The following is a 23,585-nucleotide window of genomic DNA, read 5'->3' as shown; positions in this document are numbered from 1 at the left end:
TTTTATTCACTAAAGAGCAGGAACCTTCTCTATCTCTTCCATATATCCGCAAGCCGCCTCGACCGTCGGAACGTTCTTGATCACGATACTGCGTTTCCCGTTCTGCTCCCGGAGGTTACATTCGCGCGGATGCTTCTGGATAAAGCCGAGCAGTTTGTCGAACGCCTCGCTCTGGTAGTAGGGGCTGTCGGGGTTGGCGACGAGGAAGATATTCATCTGCCCCTTTTTCAGCACGACCTTCTCCATCCCCAACTGCTTTGCCATACGGCGCAGGCGGACGATGCGGATCAGTTCTTTTCCTTCCTTCGGCACCTTACCGAAACGGTCCTTCAGGCGTTCGGTAAAGGCAAGTATGTCGCGCTCTTCCTCCATCTTGTCCAACTCGCGGTAGAGGGAGACGCGTTCGGAGTCGTTCGGTATATAAGTCGGCGGGAACATCAGTTCCAGATCGCTTTCGATATAGGTTTCACGGACATATTCGCTGCCTGTGTCAGGGCGCTTCTCGGTCGCGTCGGAATAGAGGTCGGCAAACTCTTCGGCTTTCAACTCGTCTACGGCTTCCTCCAATATCTTCTGATAGGTTTCGTAGCCGAGGTCGGCGATGAAGCCGCTCTGTTCGGCCCCCAACATGTTGCCGGCTCCCCGGATGTCGAGGTCCTGCATGGCGATATGGATGCCGCTGCCTAACTCGGAGAAGTTCTCGATTGCCTGCAAGCGGCGGCGTGCCTCCTGCGTAAGGCTCGATAGAGGCGGGGAGAGGAGGTAGCAGAAGGCTTTCCGGTTGCTCCGCCCGACGCGTCCGCGCAGCTGGTGCAGGTCGGAGAGGCCGAACTGCTGGGCATTGTTAATGATGATCGTATTGGCATTCGGCACGTCGATACCGCTCTCGACGATGCTGGTCGCAATCAGCACGTCGTATTCGTAATTGACGAAGTCGAGGATGATCTTTTCCAACTTCTCCGGTTCCATCTGCCCGTGGCCGACGGCTATACGGGCATCCGGCACTTCGCGTCTGACCAGCGCTTCCATCTCGTAGATGTTCTGGATGCGGTTATTGATGAAGAACACCTGCCCGTTGCGGCTCATCTCGAAGTTGATCGCTTCGCGGATGATGTCCGGATTGAAGCGTTCCACCTCAGTCTGTACCGGATAGCGGTTAGGCGGAGGCGTCGTGATGCTCGACAGGTCGCGTGCTCCCATGAGTGAGAACTGGAGCGTGCGGGGGATAGGCGTCGCAGTCATCGTGAGCGTATCCACGTTAGCTTTCAACTGGCGTAGCTTCTCTTTGACAGAAACGCCGAACTTCTGCTCTTCATCGATGATTAGCAAGCCGAGGTCTTTAAACTTGACGTCCTTGCCGACAATACGGTGTGTCCCGATGATGATGTTGACTTGTCCCTCTTTCAGGTCTTTCAGGATCTCTTTTATGTCTTTAGCCGTACGTGCCCGGCTGATATATTCGATCCGACAGGGGAAATCCTTCAGACGTTCGGAGAAAGTCTGGTAGTGCTGGAAAGCGAGAACGGTGGTCGGGACTAACACCGCCACCTGTTTGTTGTCAGCCACAGCCTTGAAGGCGGCGCGGATGGCGACTTCAGTCTTTCCGAAACCTACGTCGCCGCAGATCAGACGGTCCATCGGGCGGTCGTTCTCCATATCTGTTTTCACGTCAGCGGTTGCCTTCATCTGGTCCGGCGTATCTTCGTAAATGAAGCTGGCCTCCAACTCGTGCTGCATGAAGCTGTCCGGGCTGTAGGCAAATCCCTTTTCCTGTTTCCGCTTGGAGTAGAGGAGGATCAGGTCGCGGGCGATGTCTTTGACTTTCGACTTGGTCCGTTCCTTCATCTTCTCCCAAGCTCCGGTCCCGAGCTTACTCAGCTTGGGCGGCTCACCACTGTCTTTACCTTTGTATTTGGACAGTTTGTGGAGGGAATGGATGCTGACGAAGATGATGTCGTTGTTCTGGTAGATCAGCTTGATCGCTTCCTGCATCTTCCCGTTCACCTCGGTGCGTACCAGTCCGCCGAACTGTCCGACACCGTGGTCGATGTGGACGATGTAGTCGCCGGTCGTGAATTGGTTCAGCTCTTTCAGCGAGAGGGAGAGCTTGCCGCTCCGTGCCTTGTCGCTTTTGAGGTTGAATTTGTGGAAGCGGTCGAACAGCTGATGGTCTGTGAAGAGGCAGATGCGCAGCGTCTCGTCGGCGAAACCTTCGTGTATCGTCTTGTTGACGGAGGTGAAGGGGAGGTCGTCTCCCCGGTCCTCGAAGATCGCGCGGATGCGGGCGGCCTGCTTCTCTACGTCGCTCAGTATATATAATGTATAGCCGTCTTCTATGTATTTGTGGAAAGATTCGCTTACCAGATCGAAGTTCTTGTGGTAAATCGGTTGCACCTCTGTGGCAAAAGTTAGTGTTGCATCTGCTGTTCCTGTCGGGCGTGCACCGAAGTGGAGGCGGCGGAAACCGAGGGCGGCATGCAGGAAATCTTCACCTGTCACTAACTTTGCCCGCATTTGTTCGGCGTCTGCAAAAGAGTCTTCGTCTCCTACGACCGGCTCTTCGTTCCAGATGCTGCCGATCCGTTCCTTTACCCATGCCAGGTCTTTGAAGGCGAGCAGGGTGGCGGGAGGCAACGAGTCCAGCAGAGATGAGTTCGTACGGTTGCCTCGTGTCATCTCCGGCACGATATAAATGCTGTCTAACTTCTCCTTGGATAACTGTGTCTCTACGTCAAACGAGCGTATCGTCTCCACTTCGTTGCCGAAAAAGTCGATACGGTACGGAAATTCGTACGAGAACGAGAATACGTCCAGGATACTGCCGCGCAGGGCATATTGTCCTGGTTCATAGACATAATCCACTTGCTCGAATCCATATTCGTCCAGTACATCCGAGACAAACATATTGTCTAATTTCTCGCCGACACTAATCTTCAGCGTGTTTTCCTTCAAGACTTCGCGGGAGATCACTTTCTCGGCCAACGCGTCCGGATAGGTGACGATGACAAAAGGGATGTCCGGATCCTGCAAAGTGCTGAGCACTTCGGTACGCAGGATTTCGTTAGCCGGATCCACATGCCCGTATTTGATCGCACGCCTGTAGGCGGAAGGGAAGAAGTAGATTCCGTCGCCTCCGGTAAGTTGAACCAGATCATGGTAAAAATAGCCGGCTTCTTCCAGATCGTTTAACACACACACATAGCTCCCCCTTCTTTTTGAAAAAAGAGAAGCTATTGTCATTGCGGCCCCTGAACCGTTCAGTCCTTTCAGAAATATATTGCGGGACGTTTCGCTTTTTAGCAGGGTATTTAATGCCGCCACTTGCGGATGGGCGGCATATTGTTTCAGTAAATCTTGTACCTCCAATGTGATATGTTCTTTTCGCAAAGGTAGGCTTTTTGTTCAAAATAGTAGACAGGCATAGTATTAAATCAATTAAAATATGTACCTTCGCCCTACAAATTAGAAGGATTATGTCAGACAGTATTGTTATTATTCCCACTTACAACGAGAAGGAGAATATCGAAAATATTATTCGGGCTGTATTTGGGTTGGAGAAAGAATTTCATATTTTGATTATAGATGACGGATCGCCCGATGGTACGGCGGATATTGTAAAACGATTACAAAAAGAGTTTCCTGAAAGCCTTTTCATGGTGGAACGTAAAGGCAAATTGGGATTGGGTACGGCTTATATCTGCGGATTTAAGTGGGCGATAGAACACAAGTACGATTTTGTATTCGAAATGGATGCAGACTTCAGTCATAATCCGAATGATCTTCCCAAACTATATGCAGCCTGTACGGAACAGGGTGGCGATGTGGCAGTCGGTTCCCGTTACTGCAATGGCGTGAATGTCGTGAACTGGCCGCTGGGACGTGTGCTGATGTCTTACTATGCTTCCGTATATGTCCGCTTTGTAACAGGTATGAAGGTGCAGGATACGACAGCCGGTTTCAAGTGTTACCGCCGGGAAGTGCTCGAGACGATCGATCTGGACCATATCCACTTCAAGGGATACGCCTTTCAGATAGAAATGAAGTTTACGGCGTATAAATGCGGCTTTAAGATCGTAGAGGTCCCCATCATCTTCATCAACCGTATATTGGGAACGTCAAAGATGAATTCTTCTATTTTCGGAGAAGCCCTGTTCGGCGTGTTAAAGCTAAAGTGGTGGAGCTTATTCAAAAAGTATCCGCAGAAAGGAAACCGGAAGGCAATTGCCGGATAATATACTACAGATAATAAATGAAAAAAGCTGCACCTTTCGGGATGCAGCTTTTTTCATTTATATATCTTTTGTTCTTATTCCTGATTCAGTGCATTTAGAGAGAAATGGAACGTAGTGCCCTTTCCTTCTTCCGAGTCAAACCACAGCTTACCGCCCATTTGTTCCACAAAGTCCTTACAGAGCATCAAGCCTAAGCCGGAGCCTTTTTCATTATTCGTTCCGTAAGAGGTAAAATGCGTATTTTGTTTGAGCAGTTTACCCTGGTCCTCGGCTTTGATCCCCTTGCCGGAATCCTTGACACTGACAATGACAAAGTTGCCATCCGTCTTGGTCGATATCGTAATCGTTCCCTTTTCGTAGCTGAACTTAACTGCATTTGATACTAAATTGCGGACAATGGTCTTTACCATGTCGATGTCCACCGATCCCATCAGCTCTTTGTCCAAACCGTCAATAACGATAGATATGCCTTTCTGGGCAGCCATCGGGATAAATATATCGGCAGTACTGCTTACAATACTGTTAATGTCTACTTGTTGCTTGTAAATGCTTTGTTTGTTCAGCCGGTTTTTGGCCCACTTCAGCAAGTTGTCGAGCAATTGGAATATTTCTTCCGATGTCTTGTTCATCATCTGGAGCATCTCATACACTTCGTCGCTGACCTGACTCTTATCGACCATCATCAGGATGGCGTTATTCATCATTTTAAGGGAGCCAAGCGGAGAGCGCAAGTCATGCGCAATGACAGAATAGAGTGTATCGCGTGATTCGATTGTGTTTTCAAGCTCCTGTTTGATACGTTTGATGCTGAACAGTTCGTAACGGTGGGCAACACGTTTCACCAACTCTTCCCGTTGGAACGGTTTTGTTACATATTCCGTAGCCCCCAGCTGATAGCCTTTTACAATACTCTGCATGTCACTCAAAGCAGACATGATGATTACGGGGATATTATTGGTTTCAGGATTGCTCTTCAGGTGTTGCAACACTTCATAACCATCCATTTCCGGCATCATGATATCAAGCAAAATAAGATTGGGATGCTTTTCCTGGGCGATACGCAATGCTTTTGCTCCACTGTCTGTTGTCAGTAGTGTGTAGCCTTCTTTTTTCAATATCGCTTGAACAAGCATTACGTTAGTAGGTACGTCATCTACTACTAATACAGTATATTGTGATGCTAAGTTTTCCATTTGATTCTGCACTTTTCTTGATATTCAAATACTATCAATGATACAAATGTATTTAATTCTGCTGATATAATTGCTTTTTTCTCTGAAAATAAATATTATTTCAATAAAACTTTTATCCTCGTTTTTAGTTCTTCGGGGTTAAATGGCTTAAGAATAAAATCGTTAGCGCCCTTTTCAAAGAGCCGTGTCCTGTCGGAGTCGCTTTCAACACTCGTCAGAATGAGTATCGGAATATGTGAAAGATTTTCGTTCTCTTTTAAAGCTGTAACAAATTCTTCCCCGTTCATTTCCGGCATCATCAGATCCGAAATAATGGCATCCGGCATGTTTCCCTCCTTCAGCCAATTAAGAGCAATAATCGGATTCTCCACATACTTTACATTGTATCCGGATAAATAAAGTGTTATAATTTTCGCAATTTCCGGTTTATCATCTACTAAAAGGATAGATTTATTCATAAGGCTGTCGTTCTTGGGTTTTATTTATGTATTTATTTTACAAATATAATCATTTGTCCGAAATAACCTTCTTTAGTCAGTGGCTTTTTATAGAAATTATTCTTTAAGTTTGCACCATGAAATCGAATTCACTTCTTTTAGCGCTTTTACTGGTAAGCTGCCAGCCGGAAATGCCTGTCACATCTTCTATCCTGGTGGATGGGGAAGGATTGACGGTCCCGGTGAATAAAGAACTGTATGGCTTGACAATAGAAGAGATTAATCATGCGGTGGATGGCGGCATTTATGCCGAACTTATACAAAACCGGAGTTTTGAGGACGGAGTGCCGCCTTTGAACTGCCCCTTTGATCCTGTCCGCCGTGTTCTGACGACGCCGAATGGTTGGACTATCCCTTTTTTGCGCCCTGATTCGGTTCCCGGATGGCGCCGTTTTTCGCCTACTTCCTATATGTATCCGGACACGAAAGAGCTGATTAATGACAAAAACCGCCGTTCCCTGTTGGTCTCTGTTTCCGCATCGGCCGAAATCGGGAAAGGCGGCGTAATAGCGGATGGATATCAGGGGATTCCTATCCGTGAAGGCGAGAAATATGATTTGTCTTTCTATATAAAAGGCGTCTCTATGGTTCCGAAAACCGTAAGCTTTACATTGGCCGATTCAACGGGAAATACGGCTTTCAGTGAAGTATTCCGTGTTGCTCCGGCTTATGAGTGGAAGAAATATAAACATACTTTTACGGCGACATCGACTACCGGTAAAGCGGTGTTAACCGTCACGACAGACAGTTCGGCTGTCTTCTGGCTGGATGTCGTATCCCTCTTTCCGCAAAAGACTTGGAAGGAGCGGCCGAACGGATTACGGCCGGAGCTGATGGAGTTAATTGCCGCTTTGCAACCTAAGTTTATCCGTTTTCCGGGAGGCAGCTTTGTGGAAGGATACACGGCCGGAACCTATCCCGTCTGGCGTGAAACGATAGGCGATATTGCCGAACGTAAGCATTTCTGGAATGTCTGGGCGTATGGCACGACAAACGGAGTCGGCTATCATGAATACCTGCAGATGTGCGAGGACCTGAACGCCGAGCCTGTCTATGTCATTAACAGTGGTGTGACCAGCCAGAGCCGCCGTCCGCGTTACGAAGATATTACGGCGATGGACAAACTGGTACAGGATGCTTTGGATGCTATAGCCTATGCCAACGAGCCTGCCGATTCCATCATGGGTGCATTGCGTGCTAAGCATGGACATCCGGAATCCTTCGGATTGAAATATGTAGAGATAGGGAGCGAGAACTACGGGCAGGAGTACACGAAACGTTTCGCCCTGTTTAAGAAGGCGATCAATGAAGTTTATCCGGATGTTACGGTGGTAAGCAGTTCCTACATAAAAGGAAAGAACCGGAACGAATGGTCGGACACGCATCTTTACGCAAGTGAATCCTTCCTGATCTCCAATTACAACAGATATACAGCCGGACGGTATTCGCGTCGTATGCCACCTGTGTTTATCGGCGAGTTCGGCTTATCCGGCGGAACACAGCCCGGAAGCTTGCGGGCAGCTATCGCAGAGGCCTGTTTCCTTGTCGGCGTGGAGAACGGGCAGGATATCGTAAGGCGTTTGGCTTATGCCCCGATCGTCGGAAACACGAAATACGAGATGGAACGCTATCCGGCTATTTCCTTTGACGGCGGGCAGATTGCCGTTTCTCCCTCTTACCACCTGCTGCAAATGTTCGGCAACAACAGGGGTGACGAAGTCTTGAAGACGGAAGTGCGAACGTATCAGAAACCGCAGGTTACGTTCGGGCGTGCCGGCATCGAGATGTTCGACAATAGTTATGACTTTAAGGAAGTGAAAATAAATAATTCGCCGGTTACGGAAGGAACGGTTATGACGGGAAGCTGGAAAGTCGACCAGGGAACTTTGATCCCCGTACCGAACCGCTGGAACTACCTCTTGTTGGGTGATTCCACCGCATATAATTGCACCTTCTCTGCCGACATCAGAAGGACAAAAGGGAGCGGGCAAATCCAGTTCCGTGTGCGTGACAACGGGTTGCCCGGCGAACAGAACGACTATATCGGGATGACAATCGGAGGGGGCTTTGCCGAGCTTTACCGCCAGGCCGGTGGAGTGAGGGATACGTTATGCGCTCCCGTATCCTATCCGTTCCAGAGCAATCGCTGGTATAATGTAAGGATAAGCTGCAAAGATGAGCATATCAGTTGCTTTGTTGATGATACATTGGTTCATGATGTTATCATCCCTTCCATTCCGTCGTTGGTTTCAACCGCAACGCTGGATAAGGAAAACAATACGGTTATCCTGAAAGTGGTCAACACGACTCAGCATGAAGAAAGGACAGAGCTCGACCTGCAAGGTCTCAATGTCAAAAATACGGCAGAAATCATCCAGCTGACAGGTGATCCCGATGCACGCAATACTTTCGGTAAACCGGATGCAATCGTGCCGGAAACGAAAGAGATTACATTCTCTATGAGTGGTCCTAAAGTGTATAATTTCCCTCCGAACTCGATTACGATTATGAAGCTCAAAGTCGATTGATATTTGGATAGGCATCGGATAAAAAAGGGACAGGCATCGGTTTATGATCCGATGCCTGTCCCTTTTTTATTCAATGCTGTCAAAATCCTTGTCCCTGCGCTTGACGCGGGGCCGCAAAAGAGCAGGCTTTATCAATCAGTTATTTTATACTGCCGGTTCTAATGCGATCCCGCGTCAAGCGCGGGAACAATCAATGAACCAACATCTCGGGAGTGATCTTAACGAACTTGTCGGTGTCGGCTTTGCGCAGCTTCACACTGCCGTCATTCCAATTGGAAGGCCAGCCGCCGATGATATGTCCTAAGAATACAACCTTGATTTCGTGCAAACCTTTTGACAACGCAGCAGAACTGTCGTGACGGGAGAAACGTTTTACTTCGCCGCCGTTGTTCACTAACAATTTGCCGTCGATCCAGACTTCTTCGTTATCGGAAGAAATATAGTAAACGCCGTCTTCCGGAATGTTTACATAACCGGTTGCGATGGCCGCATATTGCTTAACGCCGCGCATCGATTCGCTTGTCTTGACAACGCTGGTGATTTCACGCAAATCTTTGATCACGGATTTCTTCCATTCCTTTGCGTCAACCAATTTGGAGGTGTTCAAGTACATTCCGTCCGTCACCTGCATTTCCAGGCCCGGAGTTGTCTTAGCTACTTCCTTGGCAGGTGCCAACGCCTGTTTTTCAACTGTGATCGTACGCGTCTTGCTCATCTTGCCGGAAGGCAATACGGAGCGGATCTTCAGCACGCCGGATTCCGTAAACTCGATAGGAGCGGAGTAAACCGTCGATTCGGGAGTCGGTTCTGTTCCGTCGATCGTATAAACAACCTTGATCGGGCGGCTTGTTTTAAATTCCAGAGAAGCCTTGTCTGTGAAGGCTACGAAGTTGCAGGAACCGTTCGGTTGTTCAGGTTGCGGGATATGGTAGTTGATATTTAACGCATCCAAACGAACCAGTGCATTGTCCAGGCGACGTTCGAAATCCTTATAATCTTTACGTGCCAGCGGTGTCCAACCTATTTCGGCAACAGCCAGGACACGCGGGTAAGCGCGGTATTCCAGAAGATCCGTGTTATACATATATTCAGACCACAAATTGCTCTGTACGCCTTTGATGAAATGGTCTTTTCCGGCAGCCACCAATGTGTCCGGCGTCGGGTTGTAGGCATATACTCTTTCCAACGGGTCGTAACCGCCGATAGAAACCGGTTCGATCTTGGGATCGCCCTGGAACTGGTCGATATACATACCGTTGCTGCTCGGAGTCATGATCGCTTCGTGTCCCAGATTGGCAGCAGCGATACCGCCTTCCTCACCACGCCATGACATGACGGTTGCAGTAGGAGCAAGGCCGCCTTCCAGGATTTCATCCCAGCCGATGATCTTCTTTCCATGCTTTTCAGCCAGGTATTTTTCCATACGCTGAACGAAATAGCTCTGCAGCTTTTCTTCGGCGGAGTGTTCCTTGTCTGCTTTCAAACCTTCTTCGCGGATACGTTTCTGGCAAAGCGGACAGTTTTTCCAGCTGATTTTCGGACATTCGTCACCTCCGATATGGATATATTCGCCGGGGAAAAGAGGGGCGACTTCATCGAATACGCCCTGCATGAACTCGAACGGTTCTTCTTTTCCGGCACACATGACGATGTCTTCCACACCCCAGATAATACGCGGAGTGGTCGGCTCGCCCTTGCAAGAAAGTTCGGGATAGGCGGCGATGGCAGCCAGTTCATGTCCCGGAAGTTCGATTTCCGGCACGATCGTGATAAAACGGTCGGCGGCATATTGAACGATTTCCTTGATCTGGTCTTGTGTATAGAAACCTCCGTATTCGGTACCTTCACCGTCGATACGTTTGGAGCCGATTTCCGTCAGCTTCGGGTATTTCTTGATCTCGATACGCCAGCCCTGGTCGTCTGTCAGGTGCCAGTGCATACGGTTGATCTTGAACAAAGCTAACACGTCGAGATGCTTCTTTACATTCTCTACCGGGATGAAATGGCGGCAAGGGTCGAGCATGATGCCGCGATATCCGAAACGCGGTTCGTCTTTCACGGTCACGCAAGGAGCCGTCCAGGCAATGCCGTTAACAACAGCCTGGCTTTCGATCTCAGCCGGAAGCAGTTGCATGAATGTCTGCATACCGTAGAATAAACCCTGCGGATTCTTTGCTTTGACAGTAACGCCGTTCGGTGTAACGTCCAGCGTATAGCCTTCATCGTTTACATCCAGTGTTTCGTCGATTGTCAGTGCGATGCCGTTTGATGCGGCTTTGTCGCTGACAGTTATCTGATAGCCGGTAGCCAGATTCATCTGGGCTGCGAAATATTCGGCAACTGTTTTAGCTTCCGGTGTGGAAGCGGAGAAAGCGGTGTTCTTGTTTAGTTTAAAACTGCCCTCGTTCTGGACGAGGCTTACAGGAGTCGGGATTACATTGATGCCCTGGTTGTAAGACATCTGTTTTGTAGGCCCTTCGCTGCACGACGCAAGAATACAAAGTGCAGCGCCGACACACATCGAAATGAGTTTCATCATGTTTTTTGGTGTTTTTTGTATGAATGAAAGAAGTATGTGACAAAACTACTTGTTCCCGCGCTTGACGCGGGATCGCATTAGAACTGAACGATATAAATCGCTTATTGATAAAGCCTGTCCTTTTGCGGCCCCGCGTCAAGCGCGGGGACAAGGGGTTTTGCCACACCCTCTCTGTATTAATTTTACCAAGCGAAGATAGGATATTCCTTCATAATGCCGTTTACTTTTTCGCGAACAGCAGTGATAGTCTTGTCGCATTCAGGCGAGGCCAGTACAGTGTCGATCATTTCTACGATTTCAGCCATCAGCGGTTCTTTAGCGCCGCGAGTGGTGATAGCCGGAGTTCCGACGCGGATACCGGAAGTCTGGAAAGCCGAACGGCTGTCGAACGGAACCATGTTCTTGTTCACCGTGATATCGGCAGCGACCAATGCTTTTTCAGCCACCTTACCGGTCAGATCAGGGAACTTCTTGCGCAGGTCGATCAGCATGCTATGGTTATCCGTACCATCGGAGATGATCTTGTAACCTTTATCGATAAATGCTTTTGCCATAGCGGCAGCATTCGCCTTCACCTGTGCCTGGTAGGTCTTGTATTCCGGTTCCAATGCTTCGCCGAAAGCGACAGCTTTTGCAGCGATCACATGTTCCAGCGGACCTCCCTGAATACCCGGGAATACGGCTGAATCCAGCAACTGGGACATCTTCTTGATTTCGCCCTTCGGAGTCTTCTTACCCCAGGGGTTTTCGAAGTCTTTACCTAACAGGATGATACCTCCGCGCGGACCACGCAATGTTTTGTGTGTCGTAGAAGTTACGATGTGGGCATATTCCAACGGATTGTTCAGCAAACCGGCAGCAATCAGACCTGCAGGGTGAGCCATGTCGATCATCAACAGAGCGCCAACCTTGTCAGCGATTTCACGCATGCGCTTGTAGTCCCATTCGCGGGAATAAGCGGAACCGCCACCGACGATCAATTTCGGTTTTTCACGCAAGGCGACTTCTTCCATCTGGTCGTAGTCGACACGGCCGGTTTCTTCTTTTACGTTATATTCTGTCGCATGGTATAAGATACCTGAACTGTTTACTGGAGAACCGTGAGAAAGGTGGCCGCCGTGTGCCAGGTTTAAACCGAGGAATGTATCGCCCGGGTTCAACACTGCCAGAAATACGGCTGCATTCGCTTGTGCACCTGAATGAGGCTGTACGTTCGCCCATTCTGCATTGAAAATCTGTTTCAACCGTTCGATAGCGATGGTTTCGCTCTGGTCTACTACTTCGCAACCTCCATAATAGCGCTTGCCGGGATACCCTTCGGCGTATTTGTTGGTCAGGCAGCTACCCATGGCTTGCATCACCTGGTCGCTTACAAAGTTTTCGGAAGCAATCAGTTCTATGCCTTTAGCCTGGCGCTGATGTTCCTTCTCAATGATGTCGAAAATGATATTGTCTCTTTTCATTACATGTAAAATTGGTTATTGCAATGAATCCCTTTTCTTTTAATGGGACCGTTGGCAAATTTACGATAAAAAATTGTATACAGGGATAAAATAGTCTTGAAATATACTTATAACTTCAACATCTTATTCAGGTTGGATGGATTTTGCCGACAATCGAAAATGGCAGCGATTTTTATAATATCTTTTAGTTGTTTCTTGGCTTGGGGTAACCACGTCGGGTTTAGGGGTTTTACCATGTTTTCATTTCTTCTTCAAGCTCTTCTGTTGAAATTCCTAACCCATTTTTATCATCTTCCAATGATTGACGAAGTATTTCCAGCTGTTCTTCGTGCGTGTAGACACAAGGACGTTTTCTTGGGATAACATTCATGTTTTTGAATTTATCTAAAGCCCTTCTCAGATAAGGAATCAACTCCGGATTATCTATATCCAGAATATCTTCGATCAAGAGCTGCTTCATTGCATTTAATTCCATAGTTGTCATATTGTAGTTATATTATATGTTGATACAGTTGCAAATATAAGTATATCAAATGAAATAGTCCGTATAAAACCGGACTATTTCTTAAGCTTCTCTTATTTTCCGATTTTAACAACTTTCCCCTCCTTGCTGCTTTCCCATGCCGCTTCGATCAGGCGGATGACGGGCAATACGCCGGCGGCGTCCGTCAGGAGCGGTTCGGAGAGGCGGAGGTGACGGTGGATGTTGTCGTAGAAGCCGGCGTAGTCTCCGGCAAGACTGGGATATTTGTGGCGGACGATGTTGCCGTCTTTTTCCGTATGAAGGAGGCCCCAGATGCTTTCGTCTTCCACTCCCCAATTAGCAGTGCCGGGCATCAGGCCTTCGTTCAGATCGGCTTCCTGCCGGTCCAGACCGTATTTGACAAACGAACCTTCCGTGCCGTGCAGCACAAAACGGGGTTCCGGTTCACACATCAGGTAACTCGATTTCAGCGTCACCTTCACATGTGGCGCTTTGGAGGGGCGAAGTAGGTGTATCACAAAGTAATCGTCCACCAGTCCGCCGGTACGGATAATATCTATGTCTGCAAAAATAGCTTCCGGCACGCCGAACAACTGGACAGCCTGGTCGATGACATGCGCCCCGAGGTTATAGGTCAGGCCGCCGCCCATCTCGCCGGTCTCTTTCCACGTTCCGGGCTTGATAAAGTTACGATAGCGCGGAAAGGTCGATTCGAACTCGACGAGGCGTCCCAACACTCCTTTGTCTAAAATCTCTTTGACCGTCAGGAAATCCGAATCCCAGCGCCTGTTCTGATACACACTTAGGGCCAACCCTTTGGAGCGGGCAAGCGCAATGAGTTCTTCCCCCTGTCGGACTGTCGCCGTGAAAGGCTTTTCCACAATCACGTTCTTTCCGGCTTCCAGCGCACGGCGGGCATAGTCATAATGCGTGCTGTCGGGCGTGTTGACGACAATCAGTTCCAGTTCGTCCATCGCAATCAATTCGTCAAAGCTGCGCACGATGCGTGCCGACGGATAGCGTTCTTTCGAGAGTTCCTTACTGCGCTCTGTGATTGCCGTCAGACAGAAAGCCGGGTTCGTGCTGATAAACGGAGCATGAAATATTTGCCCGGACATACCGAAGGCTGCCAAACCTGTTTTGATCTTATCCATAATGATGCTTTTTTTGCGAAGATATAAATATTATATTAAACAATAACCCCCCTTTTCAGCCGTTTTTCTATTTCGTCCGAAATCTTGGTCGATTTTGGATTGACTCTTTTCACGGTTTTAATCAGATCGAATGACAATAGGAAAAATGAGTTGCGCAGCCCGTTTCGAAAAGCGTACAATTTGATTACCGAAAGGTGGAAACGCCGACAATGTGATAAAGCTTAACTCCCGGAGAATCGAATATTTGCGAACAAATGCGGACGGCGTTCCAAATATCCCAAGGAAATTTTGGGGACTTGTTGCCGTGAGGTGCGCAGAAAATTGCCGTGAAGTAACGCTTCATCGCTCTGAAGGTTGACTTCGTACTATATGAAGTCTGACTTCAAGGCAACAAAGTTCCGGATCAGAGCGATAAAGTCCCTCTTTATGGCGATAAGGTGCCGAATCACAGGAAAAAGCCCCTTTTTGACAGCTGAAAATTGGGTTGACATTTTTTGAATTAGGACCTCTTTTTGGACCTGAAAAACACGTTTTATACAATAAGCCCCCACCGCAGACTCTCTTTTGCCAAACGGTTTTAGAGCTTGGGGATGTGCCAAAAGTCCTATTTATAGCGTCTGTGTCCTGGCGGGCTTGACCCGCCATCTCATACTAATCATTGTAAATCAGTGTAGTATAAGGTTGCGGGTCAAGCCCGCAATGACACGCTAAAGCGTCAACCCATTGATTGAAATCAATGGCAAAAGAGAGCCTGCGGCAGGGGGTCTTATTGTAAAAAACGCATTTTTTAGGTTCAAAAGACATCCGAAACAAAACAAATGTTAATCCGCTTTTTAGACCTTAAAAAGGAACTTTTTCCTCTTTTTTGAGCGTTTCCAGCAATTACGACCGTCCTCTTTGCCATTACGACCGTGCTAATGTGTAGTGCACTCGGCACCTCGCGAAGATTAGCACGGTCGTAATGGCGATTAGGACGGTCGTAATTGAAAAGAGGACCGTCTTTAGGGCAAAAAAGCACCTGAATTTCCTTGAGATATTTGGGACGCCGTCCGTTTTATTTTCAAATATTCGATTCTCCGGGAGTTAAGGTTTATCACATTGTCGGTGTTTCTGATTTTCAGCAATCAAATTGCACGCTTTCCGGAACGGACTGCGCACCTCGTTTTTCCTATTGTCAGAAAGGGGAGTTTAAAACGTGAAAAGAGTCAATCCAAAATCGATCAAGATTTCGGATGAAATAGAAAAACGGCAGGAAAGGGGGGATATTGTATATTTTCATCAGGTTTGCAGGAGGTTCAAAACTTGCCAGATTTGAAACAATAAATGATGATTTATCGGTAAGACGCTATGTTTGTATTACCGGACGCAGATTTCGCAGACGACGCAGAGGAACGCAGATCATTTATTGCTTTAAAAGAAAATAAGTCTGCGTTCCTCTGTGTAATCTGCGCCCGTCTGCGTCCGGTAAATACGAGCAAACACACCGTTAAATCATCATTTACCGTATCCAAAGGCGGGCTATCTACTTCCCGCAATCTTCTTTATGCAAGTCCTTACTCAGGCGCATGGCACAGAAGTTCGGGCCGCACATCGTACAGTATTCGCCATCCGTCACGGCGCTGTCCTTGTAGTATTGGAGGGCGCGTTCCGGATCGAGCGACAGGTTGAACTGGTCTTTCCAACGGAACTCGAAGCGGGCTTTGCTCAAGGCATTGTCGCGCACTTGTGCGCCGGGATGCCCTTTGGCCAGGTCGGCGGCATGGGCGGCAATCTTATAGGCGACAACACCTGTACGGACGTCTTCCTTGTCCGGCAGCCCGAGATGTTCTTTCGGGGTGACGTAGCAGATCATCGCCGTCCCGTGCCAAGCGATCTGGGCGGCTCCGATTGCGGATGTGATATGGTCGTAACCCGGTGCGATATCGGTTGTCAACGGGCCTAATGTGTAGAACGGAGCGTTGTGGCAGGCATATTGCTGTTCTTTCATATTCTCCTGTATCTTGTTCATGGGGACGTGGCCCGGTCCCTCGATGATGACCTGTACGAACTGGTCCCAGGCGATCTGTGTCAACTCGCCCATCGTATGCAGTTCGGCAAACTGGGCGGCATCATTGGCATCATAGATGGAACCCGGACGGAGACCGTCGCCGATCGAGACGGCAATATCATACATCTTCAGGATTTCGCAGATTTCGGCGAAATGGGTATAAAGGAAGTTCTCTTCATTATGAATCTGCATCCATTTGGCCATGATCGAGCCTCCGCGTGAAACGATACCGGTCAGACGCGTCTGCGTCAGTTCGACGTGTTTCTTCAGCAGGCCGGCGTGGATGGTGAAGTAGTCGACGCCTTGTTCGGCCTGTTCGATCAGCGTGTCGCGGTAAATCTCCCAACTCAGGTCTTCGATTTTTCCGTCCACTTTCTCCAAAGCCTGGTAGATAGGGACTGTTCCCATCGGCACAGGGCAATTGCGGATGATCCATTCGCGCGTCTCGTGGATGTTGTTGCCGGTGGAAAGGTCCATCAGCGTGTCGCCTCCCCATTTGCAACTCCATACGGCCTTTTCGATCTCTTCGTTGATGCCGGACGAAAGGGCGGAGTTTCCGATGTTCGTGTTGATCTTGACCAGGAACTTCCGGCCAATGATCATCGGTTCGGCTTCCGGGTGGTTGATGTTTGCCGGGATGATGGCGCGTCCGGCGGCAATCTCCTTGCGCACAAATTCCGGTGTGATATAGGATTTCAGGCCGAGGGCTTCGATTTGTTGGTTCTCGCGGATTGCCACGTATTCCATTTCGGGTGTGATCACACGCTTTTTTGCATAATACATCTGGGTGATGTTCTTGCCCGGCTTCGCCCGGTAAGGCAGATGGTGTTTCGGGAAACGGATGGCGTCCAGCGACGGGTCTGCCAAACGCTGGCGGCCGTAGTCGGAAGTCAATTCTTCCAATTGTACCAGATCCTTGCGCCCTGCATACCAGGATTCGCGGATGCGGGGAATGCCGTTCTGCGTATTGACTGTGATTTTAGCGTCCGAGAACGGACCGCTGGTGTCGTAAACGATTACGGGATTGTTCTTTTTGTGGATCAGTTCTCCGTCTTCACCACGCGTGACGGTATCCAGTATCTTGATCTTGCGCATGCCCACATTTATCTTGTGGATGCTGCCGGGAACATAGATCTTTTCCGATGAAGGATAGGTAATGCGTATTCTGTTTTTACTTGCCATTGTATTGTATGTTTTTTATATTTCTGAATCGTCCCTGCAAGGGTCCGGCTTGTGTTTGTTGATCTCCCTGATGAAACGGCGTGTTTCTTCCACCGGATCATCGGCATTGATGATCGCTCCGGAGACGGCGATACCTTCTATCCCTGTTTCCATCAAGGGGGCAATATCTTCAAACTGAATGCCTCCGATGGCAAAGATAGGAATTTCGAGACCGGCTTCCCTATATTGTTCCATGATTTTTTGATATCCTTCCAATCCTAACACGGGGCTCAGGTTCTTTTTCGTCTCGGTAAAACGGTACGGCCCCAGGCCGATGTAAGAAGCGCCTTCCCGGTCCGCCTTCAAAATATCCTCGAAGGTGTTTGCCGTTGCGCCGACAAGGAAAAGGTCGTCCAAGCCTTTTTCGATGATGATCCGCCAGGCTTCTGATACCGGCATGTCGTTTTTCCCTAAATGGACGCAATGGATACCGGCTTTGATTGCCATTTCCAGGTTGTCGTCCAGGCAGCAGACACAATCTAAACCGCCTTTGAACAGGGTGAAGTGCGAAACTTCTTTGGCGACTTCAAGGTTCAGATTGTCTTTCATGCGGAGCTGAACCCAGTTGCAACCGCCTTTGATTACCATCTTGATCTCATCCAGCTCTGTATATTTGTTTGTACGATGCGTGATGAACATAAGTCGGTTTTGGCCGGTGAAACAAGCATACCGGCCTCTGCCGGCGCAGCTCTCTAAATAATTGTCTAATTCCATGCTTGTAGTTTTTTATATTGTGTGATAATAATATCCTGTTTGTCTGTCGACGGACGTTCTCCCCAAAGCGCGCCCAACACGGCCGCTCCTCCGAAACGGAAAGGGCGGAGCAACGGGAGAGTGGCGAGGTCTATGCCGCCAAGGGCGAAAACCTTTTCGTTTATGATTCCGGCATCGGAGGCCTGTTGTAAGGTTTCCATTGCAAAACCGCTTCCGTATCCTTCTTTCGAGATGCTCCGGAAGATAGGGCTCAGGAAGAGATAGTCGAGCGACTGGTAGTGTCGGATTTCCTCGATGGAATGGCAGGAACGGCTGACCGTCCCCTTGAAGCCGGATGGCGCCAGGCTGTTACGCCGGTTCAGGTGCACGCCCCCCAAGCCGTAATCTGTTGCCAGCGAAAAGCAGTCGTGGAGCACGATTTTCGGATAGTGGACGGTCGGTATCTTATCCAGCAGTCGGCGCAGTTCGTCAATCTTTCCTTCCGGCTTACGCAGGTGGAGAGATTGCATTCCTTCTTCAAAAAGCCGGGTGAGAATGATGTTTTCTCCCGGAAAGAAGCCCGGTGTCGTGATTACAATCAGCTTTTTCATGCTTTTATTTTTATCAACGGAACGGGAGCGAACAGATGGTTCATAGGTCCATGCCCGTGTCCGGTTTGCACATCGGCACCGGCCTCGAGAGCGGCTGTTACGTACTCTTTTGCCAAGCTTACGGCATCCGGCAATTCTTTTCCCAAAGCCATATAAGCAGCAATTGCGGAAGACAGTGTGCATCCCGTGCCATGCGTGTTTTGTGTCTGAACAGCCGGGACAACCAGTCGGAGAGGGGCTGCATCCTTCGTGAACAGGATATCGGCCCTTTCGCTTCCCTCCAGATGGCCGCCTTTCATCAGGACGGAACGGCATCCCCGGGCTAAAAGCTCTTGAGCGGCTTTTTCCATCTCTTCTTCATTCCGTATCGGCATGCCTGACAGGAAAGCAGCTTCGTCTATATTCGGAGTCACTAACATGACCTTAGGGAACAATTCGTTTACAATGACTTCGATCGTCTCGTCTTCCATCAGCTTGCTGCCGCTTGTCGAAATCATGACAGGGTCGAGAATTACTTTTGAAAGCGAAAAACGGTCGATCGCACAGGCTACAATCCTGGCAGCTTCCCGGTTATGCAACATCCCGATTTTTACGGCATCGACCGTTATATCCTCGAATACGGCATTTATCTGTCCTTCCACTATTTCCGGCGAAACAGCCTGTATCCCCCTTACACCCGTTGTATTCTGGGCGGTAATGGATGTTATTACAGAAGCTCCGAATACGCCTAATGCTGAAAATGTCTTCAGGTCCGCCTGTATTCCTGCACCGCCGCCGCTGTCTGAGCCGGCAATTGTGAGTGCTACCGGATAGCGAAACATTGTGTTTGTTTTCATTTATATATAAAAAAGGAGGGAAAAGCCTTGTCTGTTTTTTCCTACGGCGGCATTACCCGCATCAGGTTCACAGGGTATAATCTCAGCCCGTTTACAGTATGGCACCCCTTTCAACAGGCAAAGGTAGAAAGAATTTTTTTCAATTGGAAGATTATGTGCACGTTTTGGAACACTCTGTAAAAATAAACTGTTATACTTTTGCAGCGTTTAATTAGGGATAAAGTAAAAATCTAAGGATAGAAAATTGTGATGGGGAAAAAGATTGTTTTTTTGCTGGCATCCTTATTTGTGGTATGGATAGCAAATGGACAGAATACGATAATAAAAGGAATAGTGACCGACTCGATTACTGGGGAAGGATTACCTTATGTATCTCTTATATTCAAAGGAACGACGATAGGAACGGCAACTGACGGGGACGGGAATTTCACATTCTCTACTCCGAATGCCAACAGAACCTTGGTTGTTTCCTATCTGGGATATGATACAAAAGAAGTGGGAGTCACTCCGGGCAGGACCAATAATCTGAAAATACAATTAGCGCCGAACGGAATCGCGTTGAATGAGGTCGTTGTCAAGCCGAAAAAGGAGAAATACAGCAAAAAGGAGAATCCGGCTGTGACCTTTGTAAAACAGGTGATTGCTTCACGTGAAAGCAATGACCCTCGTAATCATGACTATTTTCAATACGATCAGTATGAGAAGATGGTCTTTGCGATGAACGATTTCCATCCTAAACCTAAAAAAGACGGAAAGCCGGGCAAGTTTGATTTCCTGGTTGATTTTGTCGATACACTTGATGTCGGTACGACTATTCTACCGGTTTCGGAAAGGGAAAAGGTCGAAACGGTATATTATCGCAAAGAGCCGAAGTCGGAAAAACGGGTTGTCAAAGGCAGCAAAGCATCCGGTGTGGATGAAATATTCTCCCGCGACGGTATCCAGCAGTTCCTGAACGAGGTTTTCCGGGAAGTCGATATCTTTAAAAACGATATTCCTTTGTTTCTGCAACGGTTTGTAAGCCCGCTTTCCACAATCGGACCGAACTATTACAAATATTATCTGCTCGACACGTTGGAGGTGAACGGGCGGAACTGCGTTGATCTGGGGTTTGTCCCCTTCAATTCGGAGACATTCGGTTTTACCGGGCATCTGTTTGTCACGCTCGACTCCACGTTCTTTGTGCAGAAAGCGATCCTTAACGTTCCCAAAGATATCAACTTGAACTTCGTATCCGGAATGACAATCGAACAGACGTTCGAACGTACGCCGGACAGTACCCGTATCATTACGAAAGACGATATCAATGTCAATTTCAAGTTAAGCGAAAAGTCTAAAGGAATGTATGCGCGGCGCCTGAATGTTTACAGCAACCAGTCGTTTGAGGAGCCGGATGCCGAACAGGCCCAGGTGTTCAAGGAGAGTGCGCCTGTTATTACGCTGAAAGAAGCGTATCGGCAGACGGATGAATTCTGGATAAGCAACCGTCCGGAAGAGGGGATTAAGAAGAATCCCAATTCCGTCGAGAAGCTGATGGCAAAATTCCGCTCCGTTCCGATCTTTTACATAACGGAACAGGTCGTATCGATCCTCGTTTCCGGTTATATCCCGACCAATAAGGACCCGTTGAAAAGTAAATTCGAGTTTGGTCCGATGAATACGGCGATCAGTGGTAATGCGATCGAAGGAGCCCGCTTCCGTGTGGGAGGAACAACGACGACGGCATTCAGTAAAAACTTGTTCTTTGACGGCTATATGGCGTATGGGACAAAAGATGAAAAACTGAAATATGACGCTCTTGTCGAATATTCGTTCAACGACCGTAAGGAATATCGTAAGGAGTTCCCGTTGAACTCGATCCGTCTGGAATACATGTACGACATCAACCAGTTGGGACAGCAATATATGTATGCCAGCAAAGATAATATGTTCCTGGCGTGGAAACGTCAGAAAGATACGCGTGCCACTTATTTGCGGCAGGCCGAGTTGACTTACTATCATGAGCATTATAATGGTTTGGCTTATGGGGCTGTTGTCCGTAACCGCCGTGAATATGCTACCGAGTATGCTGTATTCGACCGTATTGGTCCGGATGGGATTATAACACCCACTAAGAGTTATGACATGACGGAGTTGGAACTGAAATTCCGTTATGCAAAGGATGAGAAGTTCTATCAGACGCGTAACCTTCGTTACCCGATTACTTTCGATGCGCTGATCTTCAATTTCAGCCATGTGATGGCGAAGAAAAACCTGTTGGGGTCGTCGTACGATTACCAGCGTACGGATATCGGCATTCAGAAACGTTTCTGGTTCTCGGCTTTCGGTTATATCGATATTATAACCAAAGCGGGAAAAGTCTGGAACAAAGTACCTTATCCATTGTTGATCTTGCCGAATGCCAACCTTTCTTATACGATCCAGCCGGAGTCATATACGAATATGAACGCGATGGAGTTTATCAACGATGAATATGCTTCCTGGGATTTAACTTATTACATGAATGGTAACCTGTTGAACCGCATACCGATGATAAAGAAGTTGAAATGGAGGGAAGTTTTCTGTTTCCGCGGCTTGTGGGGACATCTGACTGAAAAGAATAATCCGATGAATGGTGGAGACGGCTTATATCTCTTCCCCGACGATACTTATACATTGGGAAAAGCGCCTTATATGGAAGCCAGTGTCGGTGTGGAAAACATCTTAAAGTTCCTTCGTCTGGATTATGTCTGGCGTCTGAACTATCGTGATAATCCGGGTATCCAGACGAAGGGCGTTCGTTTTATGATGCGACTGTCGTTCTGATCAGAATGCTTCCGTCATATTCATATAGACCTGCATACCCGGTTGTCCGGGCTCTTTGCCGATATCCAGCCTGAAATTCTTTCCCGGCTGCATCTGGAAACGGAGTCCGGCTCCGAAATTGAATTTCCACTTGTTCCAGTCAAAAGGAGTTTCTCCGATCGTCCCGGTTCCGGCCCAGGCTACAAAACCGCATTTCGCCCAGAAGTTGCCGCTTTTGTACTTTGCCGGTGAACCGAACATATGGCGATATTCGACAATTCCGTAAGCCATCGATTTATCCCGGTATTTGCCCATATAATAGCCGCGAAGGTCGAAGGGAGAACCGAATGTCGGCAACTCCGTAAAAGGAATATCTCCCATGCCGATTTGGCTTTTGGCGATCCAGGCGAGCGTACTGCGCGGACGGAATACGTTCTTGAATTGGCGATATTCGAGTTCGATGATTTCATAATTATAAGCACCTCCGAGATATTTTCCAAACAATTTGACGTTTGTACCTAACAACATCCCTCGTGTAGGAGTTGCAACATCATCACGGGTATCATATTGGATGAGCCCGCCGATACCGACATTGAAATATTTGCTTTTAAATTTCCGGAAATAAGGATCTTCTTCCATTACCGGATTTATATCCGATGCCCGTGTATAATTCAGATCGAACAGGCCGCCTAAATAGAAATGGGGCCGTACTTCCCATACAAAACGCGGATACAGTTGGAAATAGTTTCGGTGGAATTTGGTCGTCGAATCGCTCCGTTCCAGATTTTTAGCCTTTTCAAATCCTTTGCCATAGTAATGCGAAGGTTCATTCCTGTAACCATAACTTACGTAAATGCGAAAACGGTTTTCATTGAAGAAAAATGTTCCCGCACCGGCAACAACGATTGTTCCGTTCAGCGACAGATTCAGACCGGCAGGCAGAAAGGACCGTTGTGAAACAGTATCTTGTTTGTTTATCCGGAAACTGGCTAAGACTGCACCTCCAACACCGAATGAAGCTTCCGGTGTATAAGATGGCCCTCCGAGAACGGACCACCATATATTTTTATGTGCACGAATGGAGTCTTTACGCTGTTGACGGTAGTAGCGTTTTAATTGCCTTTCGTTCAGTTCCACACCGTCAACGGTGATAACCTCTTTCCGGGCTGTGCTATCTGTCGTAATAACATGACCTTGTTCTTGAGCTTTAACAGATAAAGACAGAACAAAAAAGGGAATTCCTGCAGATACAAATAGACGTTTAAGCATTGACTTTTTTAGTTTGTACGTAGCAAAAGTACAA

At 48.1% G+C, this 23,585-nt stretch carries 15 protein-coding genes and 1 riboswitch; of the genes, 3 read left to right on the top strand and 12 right to left on the bottom strand.

What is annotated here, in order from left to right; translation table 11 throughout:
* Positions 1 to 9: 9 nt before the first annotated feature.
* Entirely contained in the window at positions 10 to 3,366 is a 3,357-nt protein-coding gene (gene mfd / locus DWW90_RS03970; RefSeq protein ID WP_122344080.1) for a transcription-repair coupling factor, read from the bottom strand.
* A gap of 107 nt (positions 3,367 to 3,473) precedes the next feature.
* Between mfd and DWW90_RS03965 the strand changes: the two genes are divergently transcribed.
* A complete protein-coding gene (locus tag DWW90_RS03965) occupies positions 3,474 to 4,232 on the top strand; it encodes a polyprenol monophosphomannose synthase (RefSeq protein WP_115497724.1) in 759 nt (252 codons plus the stop codon).
* Positions 4,233 to 4,306: 74 nt separating this feature from the next.
* Here the strand turns inward: DWW90_RS03965 and DWW90_RS03960 are convergent, their stop codons facing one another.
* A complete protein-coding gene (locus DWW90_RS03960) occupies positions 4,307 to 5,425 on the bottom strand; it encodes a hybrid sensor histidine kinase/response regulator (RefSeq protein WP_115497723.1) in 1,119 nt (372 codons plus the stop codon).
* A 95-nt stretch (positions 5,426 to 5,520) separates the two neighbouring features.
* On the bottom strand, positions 5,521 to 5,883 hold the full coding sequence (locus DWW90_RS03955) for a PleD family two-component system response regulator (RefSeq protein WP_115497722.1): 363 nt from the start codon (positions 5,881 to 5,883) through the stop codon (positions 5,521 to 5,523).
* 116 nt (positions 5,884 to 5,999) lie between these two features.
* Between DWW90_RS03955 and DWW90_RS03950 the strand changes: the two genes are divergently transcribed.
* Complete coding sequence (locus DWW90_RS03950) at positions 6,000 to 8,450, top strand: alpha-L-arabinofuranosidase C-terminal domain-containing protein (protein ID WP_122344079.1); 2,451 nt, start codon at positions 6,000 to 6,002, stop codon at positions 8,448 to 8,450.
* A 190-nt stretch (positions 8,451 to 8,640) separates the two neighbouring features.
* Here DWW90_RS03950 and DWW90_RS03940 read toward each other — a convergent pair whose 3' ends face one another.
* The 8 genes from DWW90_RS03940 to thiD form a co-directional block, all read right to left on the bottom strand.
* Entirely contained in the window at positions 8,641 to 10,989 is a 2,349-nt protein-coding gene (locus DWW90_RS03940) for a family 20 glycosylhydrolase (protein ID WP_122344077.1), read from the bottom strand.
* Between the two features lie 182 nt (positions 10,990 to 11,171).
* Positions 11,172 to 12,452 carry a serine hydroxymethyltransferase gene (gene glyA, locus DWW90_RS03935; RefSeq protein ID WP_115497719.1) on the bottom strand — a complete coding sequence of 427 codons (1,281 nt, stop codon included), beginning with the start codon at positions 12,450 to 12,452 and terminating at the stop codon, positions 11,172 to 11,174.
* Between the two features lie 229 nt (positions 12,453 to 12,681).
* Entirely contained in the window at positions 12,682 to 12,936 is a 255-nt protein-coding gene (locus DWW90_RS03930; protein ID WP_122344076.1) for a hypothetical protein, read from the bottom strand.
* 92 nt (positions 12,937 to 13,028) lie between these two features.
* Positions 13,029 to 14,090, bottom strand: a complete 1,062-nt coding sequence (locus DWW90_RS03925; protein WP_122344075.1) for a Gfo/Idh/MocA family oxidoreductase — start codon at positions 14,088 to 14,090, stop codon at positions 13,029 to 13,031.
* Positions 14,091 to 15,612: 1,522 nt separating this feature from the next.
* Complete coding sequence (thiC, locus tag DWW90_RS03915) at positions 15,613 to 17,319, bottom strand: phosphomethylpyrimidine synthase ThiC (RefSeq protein WP_122333362.1); 1,707 nt, start codon at positions 17,317 to 17,319, stop codon at positions 15,613 to 15,615.
* Positions 17,320 to 17,334: 15 nt separating this feature from the next.
* Positions 17,335 to 18,072, bottom strand: a complete 738-nt coding sequence (locus DWW90_RS03910; protein WP_122333363.1) for a thiamine phosphate synthase — start codon at positions 18,070 to 18,072, stop codon at positions 17,335 to 17,337.
* Positions 18,063 to 18,662, bottom strand: a complete 600-nt coding sequence (locus DWW90_RS03905) for a thiamine phosphate synthase (RefSeq protein WP_122344073.1) — start codon at positions 18,660 to 18,662, stop codon at positions 18,063 to 18,065. The genes DWW90_RS03910 and DWW90_RS03905 overlap by 10 nt, the downstream gene beginning before the upstream one ends.
* Complete coding sequence (gene thiD / locus DWW90_RS03900; protein ID WP_122344072.1) at positions 18,659 to 19,498, bottom strand: bifunctional hydroxymethylpyrimidine kinase/phosphomethylpyrimidine kinase; 840 nt, start codon at positions 19,496 to 19,498, stop codon at positions 18,659 to 18,661. The genes DWW90_RS03905 and thiD overlap by 4 nt, the downstream gene beginning before the upstream one ends.
* Positions 19,499 to 19,519: 21 nt before the next feature.
* Positions 19,520 to 19,617: riboswitch (TPP riboswitch) on the bottom strand.
* Between the two features lie 130 nt (positions 19,618 to 19,747).
* Here thiD and DWW90_RS03895 point away from each other — a divergent pair.
* The gene (locus DWW90_RS03895; protein ID WP_122344071.1) at positions 19,748 to 22,303 is read left to right on the top strand and encodes a DUF5686 and carboxypeptidase-like regulatory domain-containing protein; all 2,556 of its coding nucleotides are present in this window, start codon (positions 19,748 to 19,750) and stop codon (positions 22,301 to 22,303) included.
* On the opposite strand, the gene DWW90_RS03890 is transcribed toward DWW90_RS03895, so the two are convergent.
* On the bottom strand, positions 22,304 to 23,551 hold the full coding sequence (locus DWW90_RS03890; protein ID WP_122344070.1) for a BamA/TamA family outer membrane protein: 1,248 nt from the start codon (positions 23,549 to 23,551) through the stop codon (positions 22,304 to 22,306). It abuts the gene before it with no gap.
* Positions 23,552 to 23,585 lie beyond the last annotated feature (34 nt).

The organism is Parabacteroides sp. AF17-28, assembly GCF_003479205.1.
In the GTDB taxonomy this organism is placed as follows: Bacteria; Bacteroidota; Bacteroidia; order Bacteroidales; family Tannerellaceae; genus Parabacteroides; species Parabacteroides acidifaciens.
Note: the sequence above shows the minus strand (reverse complement) of the source record. Positions and strands in the feature narration are given on the sequence as shown.

Bases quoted from the DNA above. Each gene is read 5' to 3' on its own strand.
- DWW90_RS03965 (WP_115497724.1), top strand. From the start codon at position 3,474: ATGTCAGACAGTATTGTTATTATTCCCACTTACAACGAGAAGGAGAAT.
- DWW90_RS03960 (WP_115497723.1), bottom strand. From the start codon at position 5,425: ATGGAAAACTTAGCATCACAATATACTGTATTAGTAGTAGATGACGTA.
- DWW90_RS03955 (WP_115497722.1), bottom strand. From the start codon at position 5,883: ATGAATAAATCTATCCTTTTAGTAGATGATAAACCGGAAATTGCGAAA.
- DWW90_RS03950 (WP_122344079.1), top strand. From the start codon at position 6,000: ATGAAATCGAATTCACTTCTTTTAGCGCTTTTACTGGTAAGCTGCCAG.
- DWW90_RS03940 (WP_122344077.1), bottom strand. From the start codon at position 10,989: ATGATGAAACTCATTTCGATGTGTGTCGGCGCTGCACTTTGTATTCTT.
- glyA (WP_115497719.1), bottom strand. From the start codon at position 12,452: ATGAAAAGAGACAATATCATTTTCGACATCATTGAGAAGGAACATCAG.
- DWW90_RS03930 (WP_122344076.1), bottom strand. From the start codon at position 12,936: ATGACAACTATGGAATTAAATGCAATGAAGCAGCTCTTGATCGAAGAT.
- DWW90_RS03925 (WP_122344075.1), bottom strand. From the start codon at position 14,090: ATGGATAAGATCAAAACAGGTTTGGCAGCCTTCGGTATGTCCGGGCAA.
- thiC (WP_122333362.1), bottom strand. From the start codon at position 17,319: ATGGCAAGTAAAAACAGAATACGCATTACCTATCCTTCATCGGAAAAG.
- DWW90_RS03910 (WP_122333363.1), bottom strand. From the start codon at position 18,072: ATGGAATTAGACAATTATTTAGAGAGCTGCGCCGGCAGAGGCCGGTAT.
- DWW90_RS03905 (WP_122344073.1), bottom strand. From the start codon at position 18,662: ATGAAAAAGCTGATTGTAATCACGACACCGGGCTTCTTTCCGGGAGAA.
- thiD (WP_122344072.1), bottom strand. From the start codon at position 19,498: ATGAAAACAAACACAATGTTTCGCTATCCGGTAGCACTCACAATTGCC.
- DWW90_RS03895 (WP_122344071.1), top strand. From the start codon at position 19,748: ATGGGGAAAAAGATTGTTTTTTTGCTGGCATCCTTATTTGTGGTATGG.
- DWW90_RS03890 (WP_122344070.1), bottom strand. From the start codon at position 23,551: ATGCTTAAACGTCTATTTGTATCTGCAGGAATTCCCTTTTTTGTTCTG.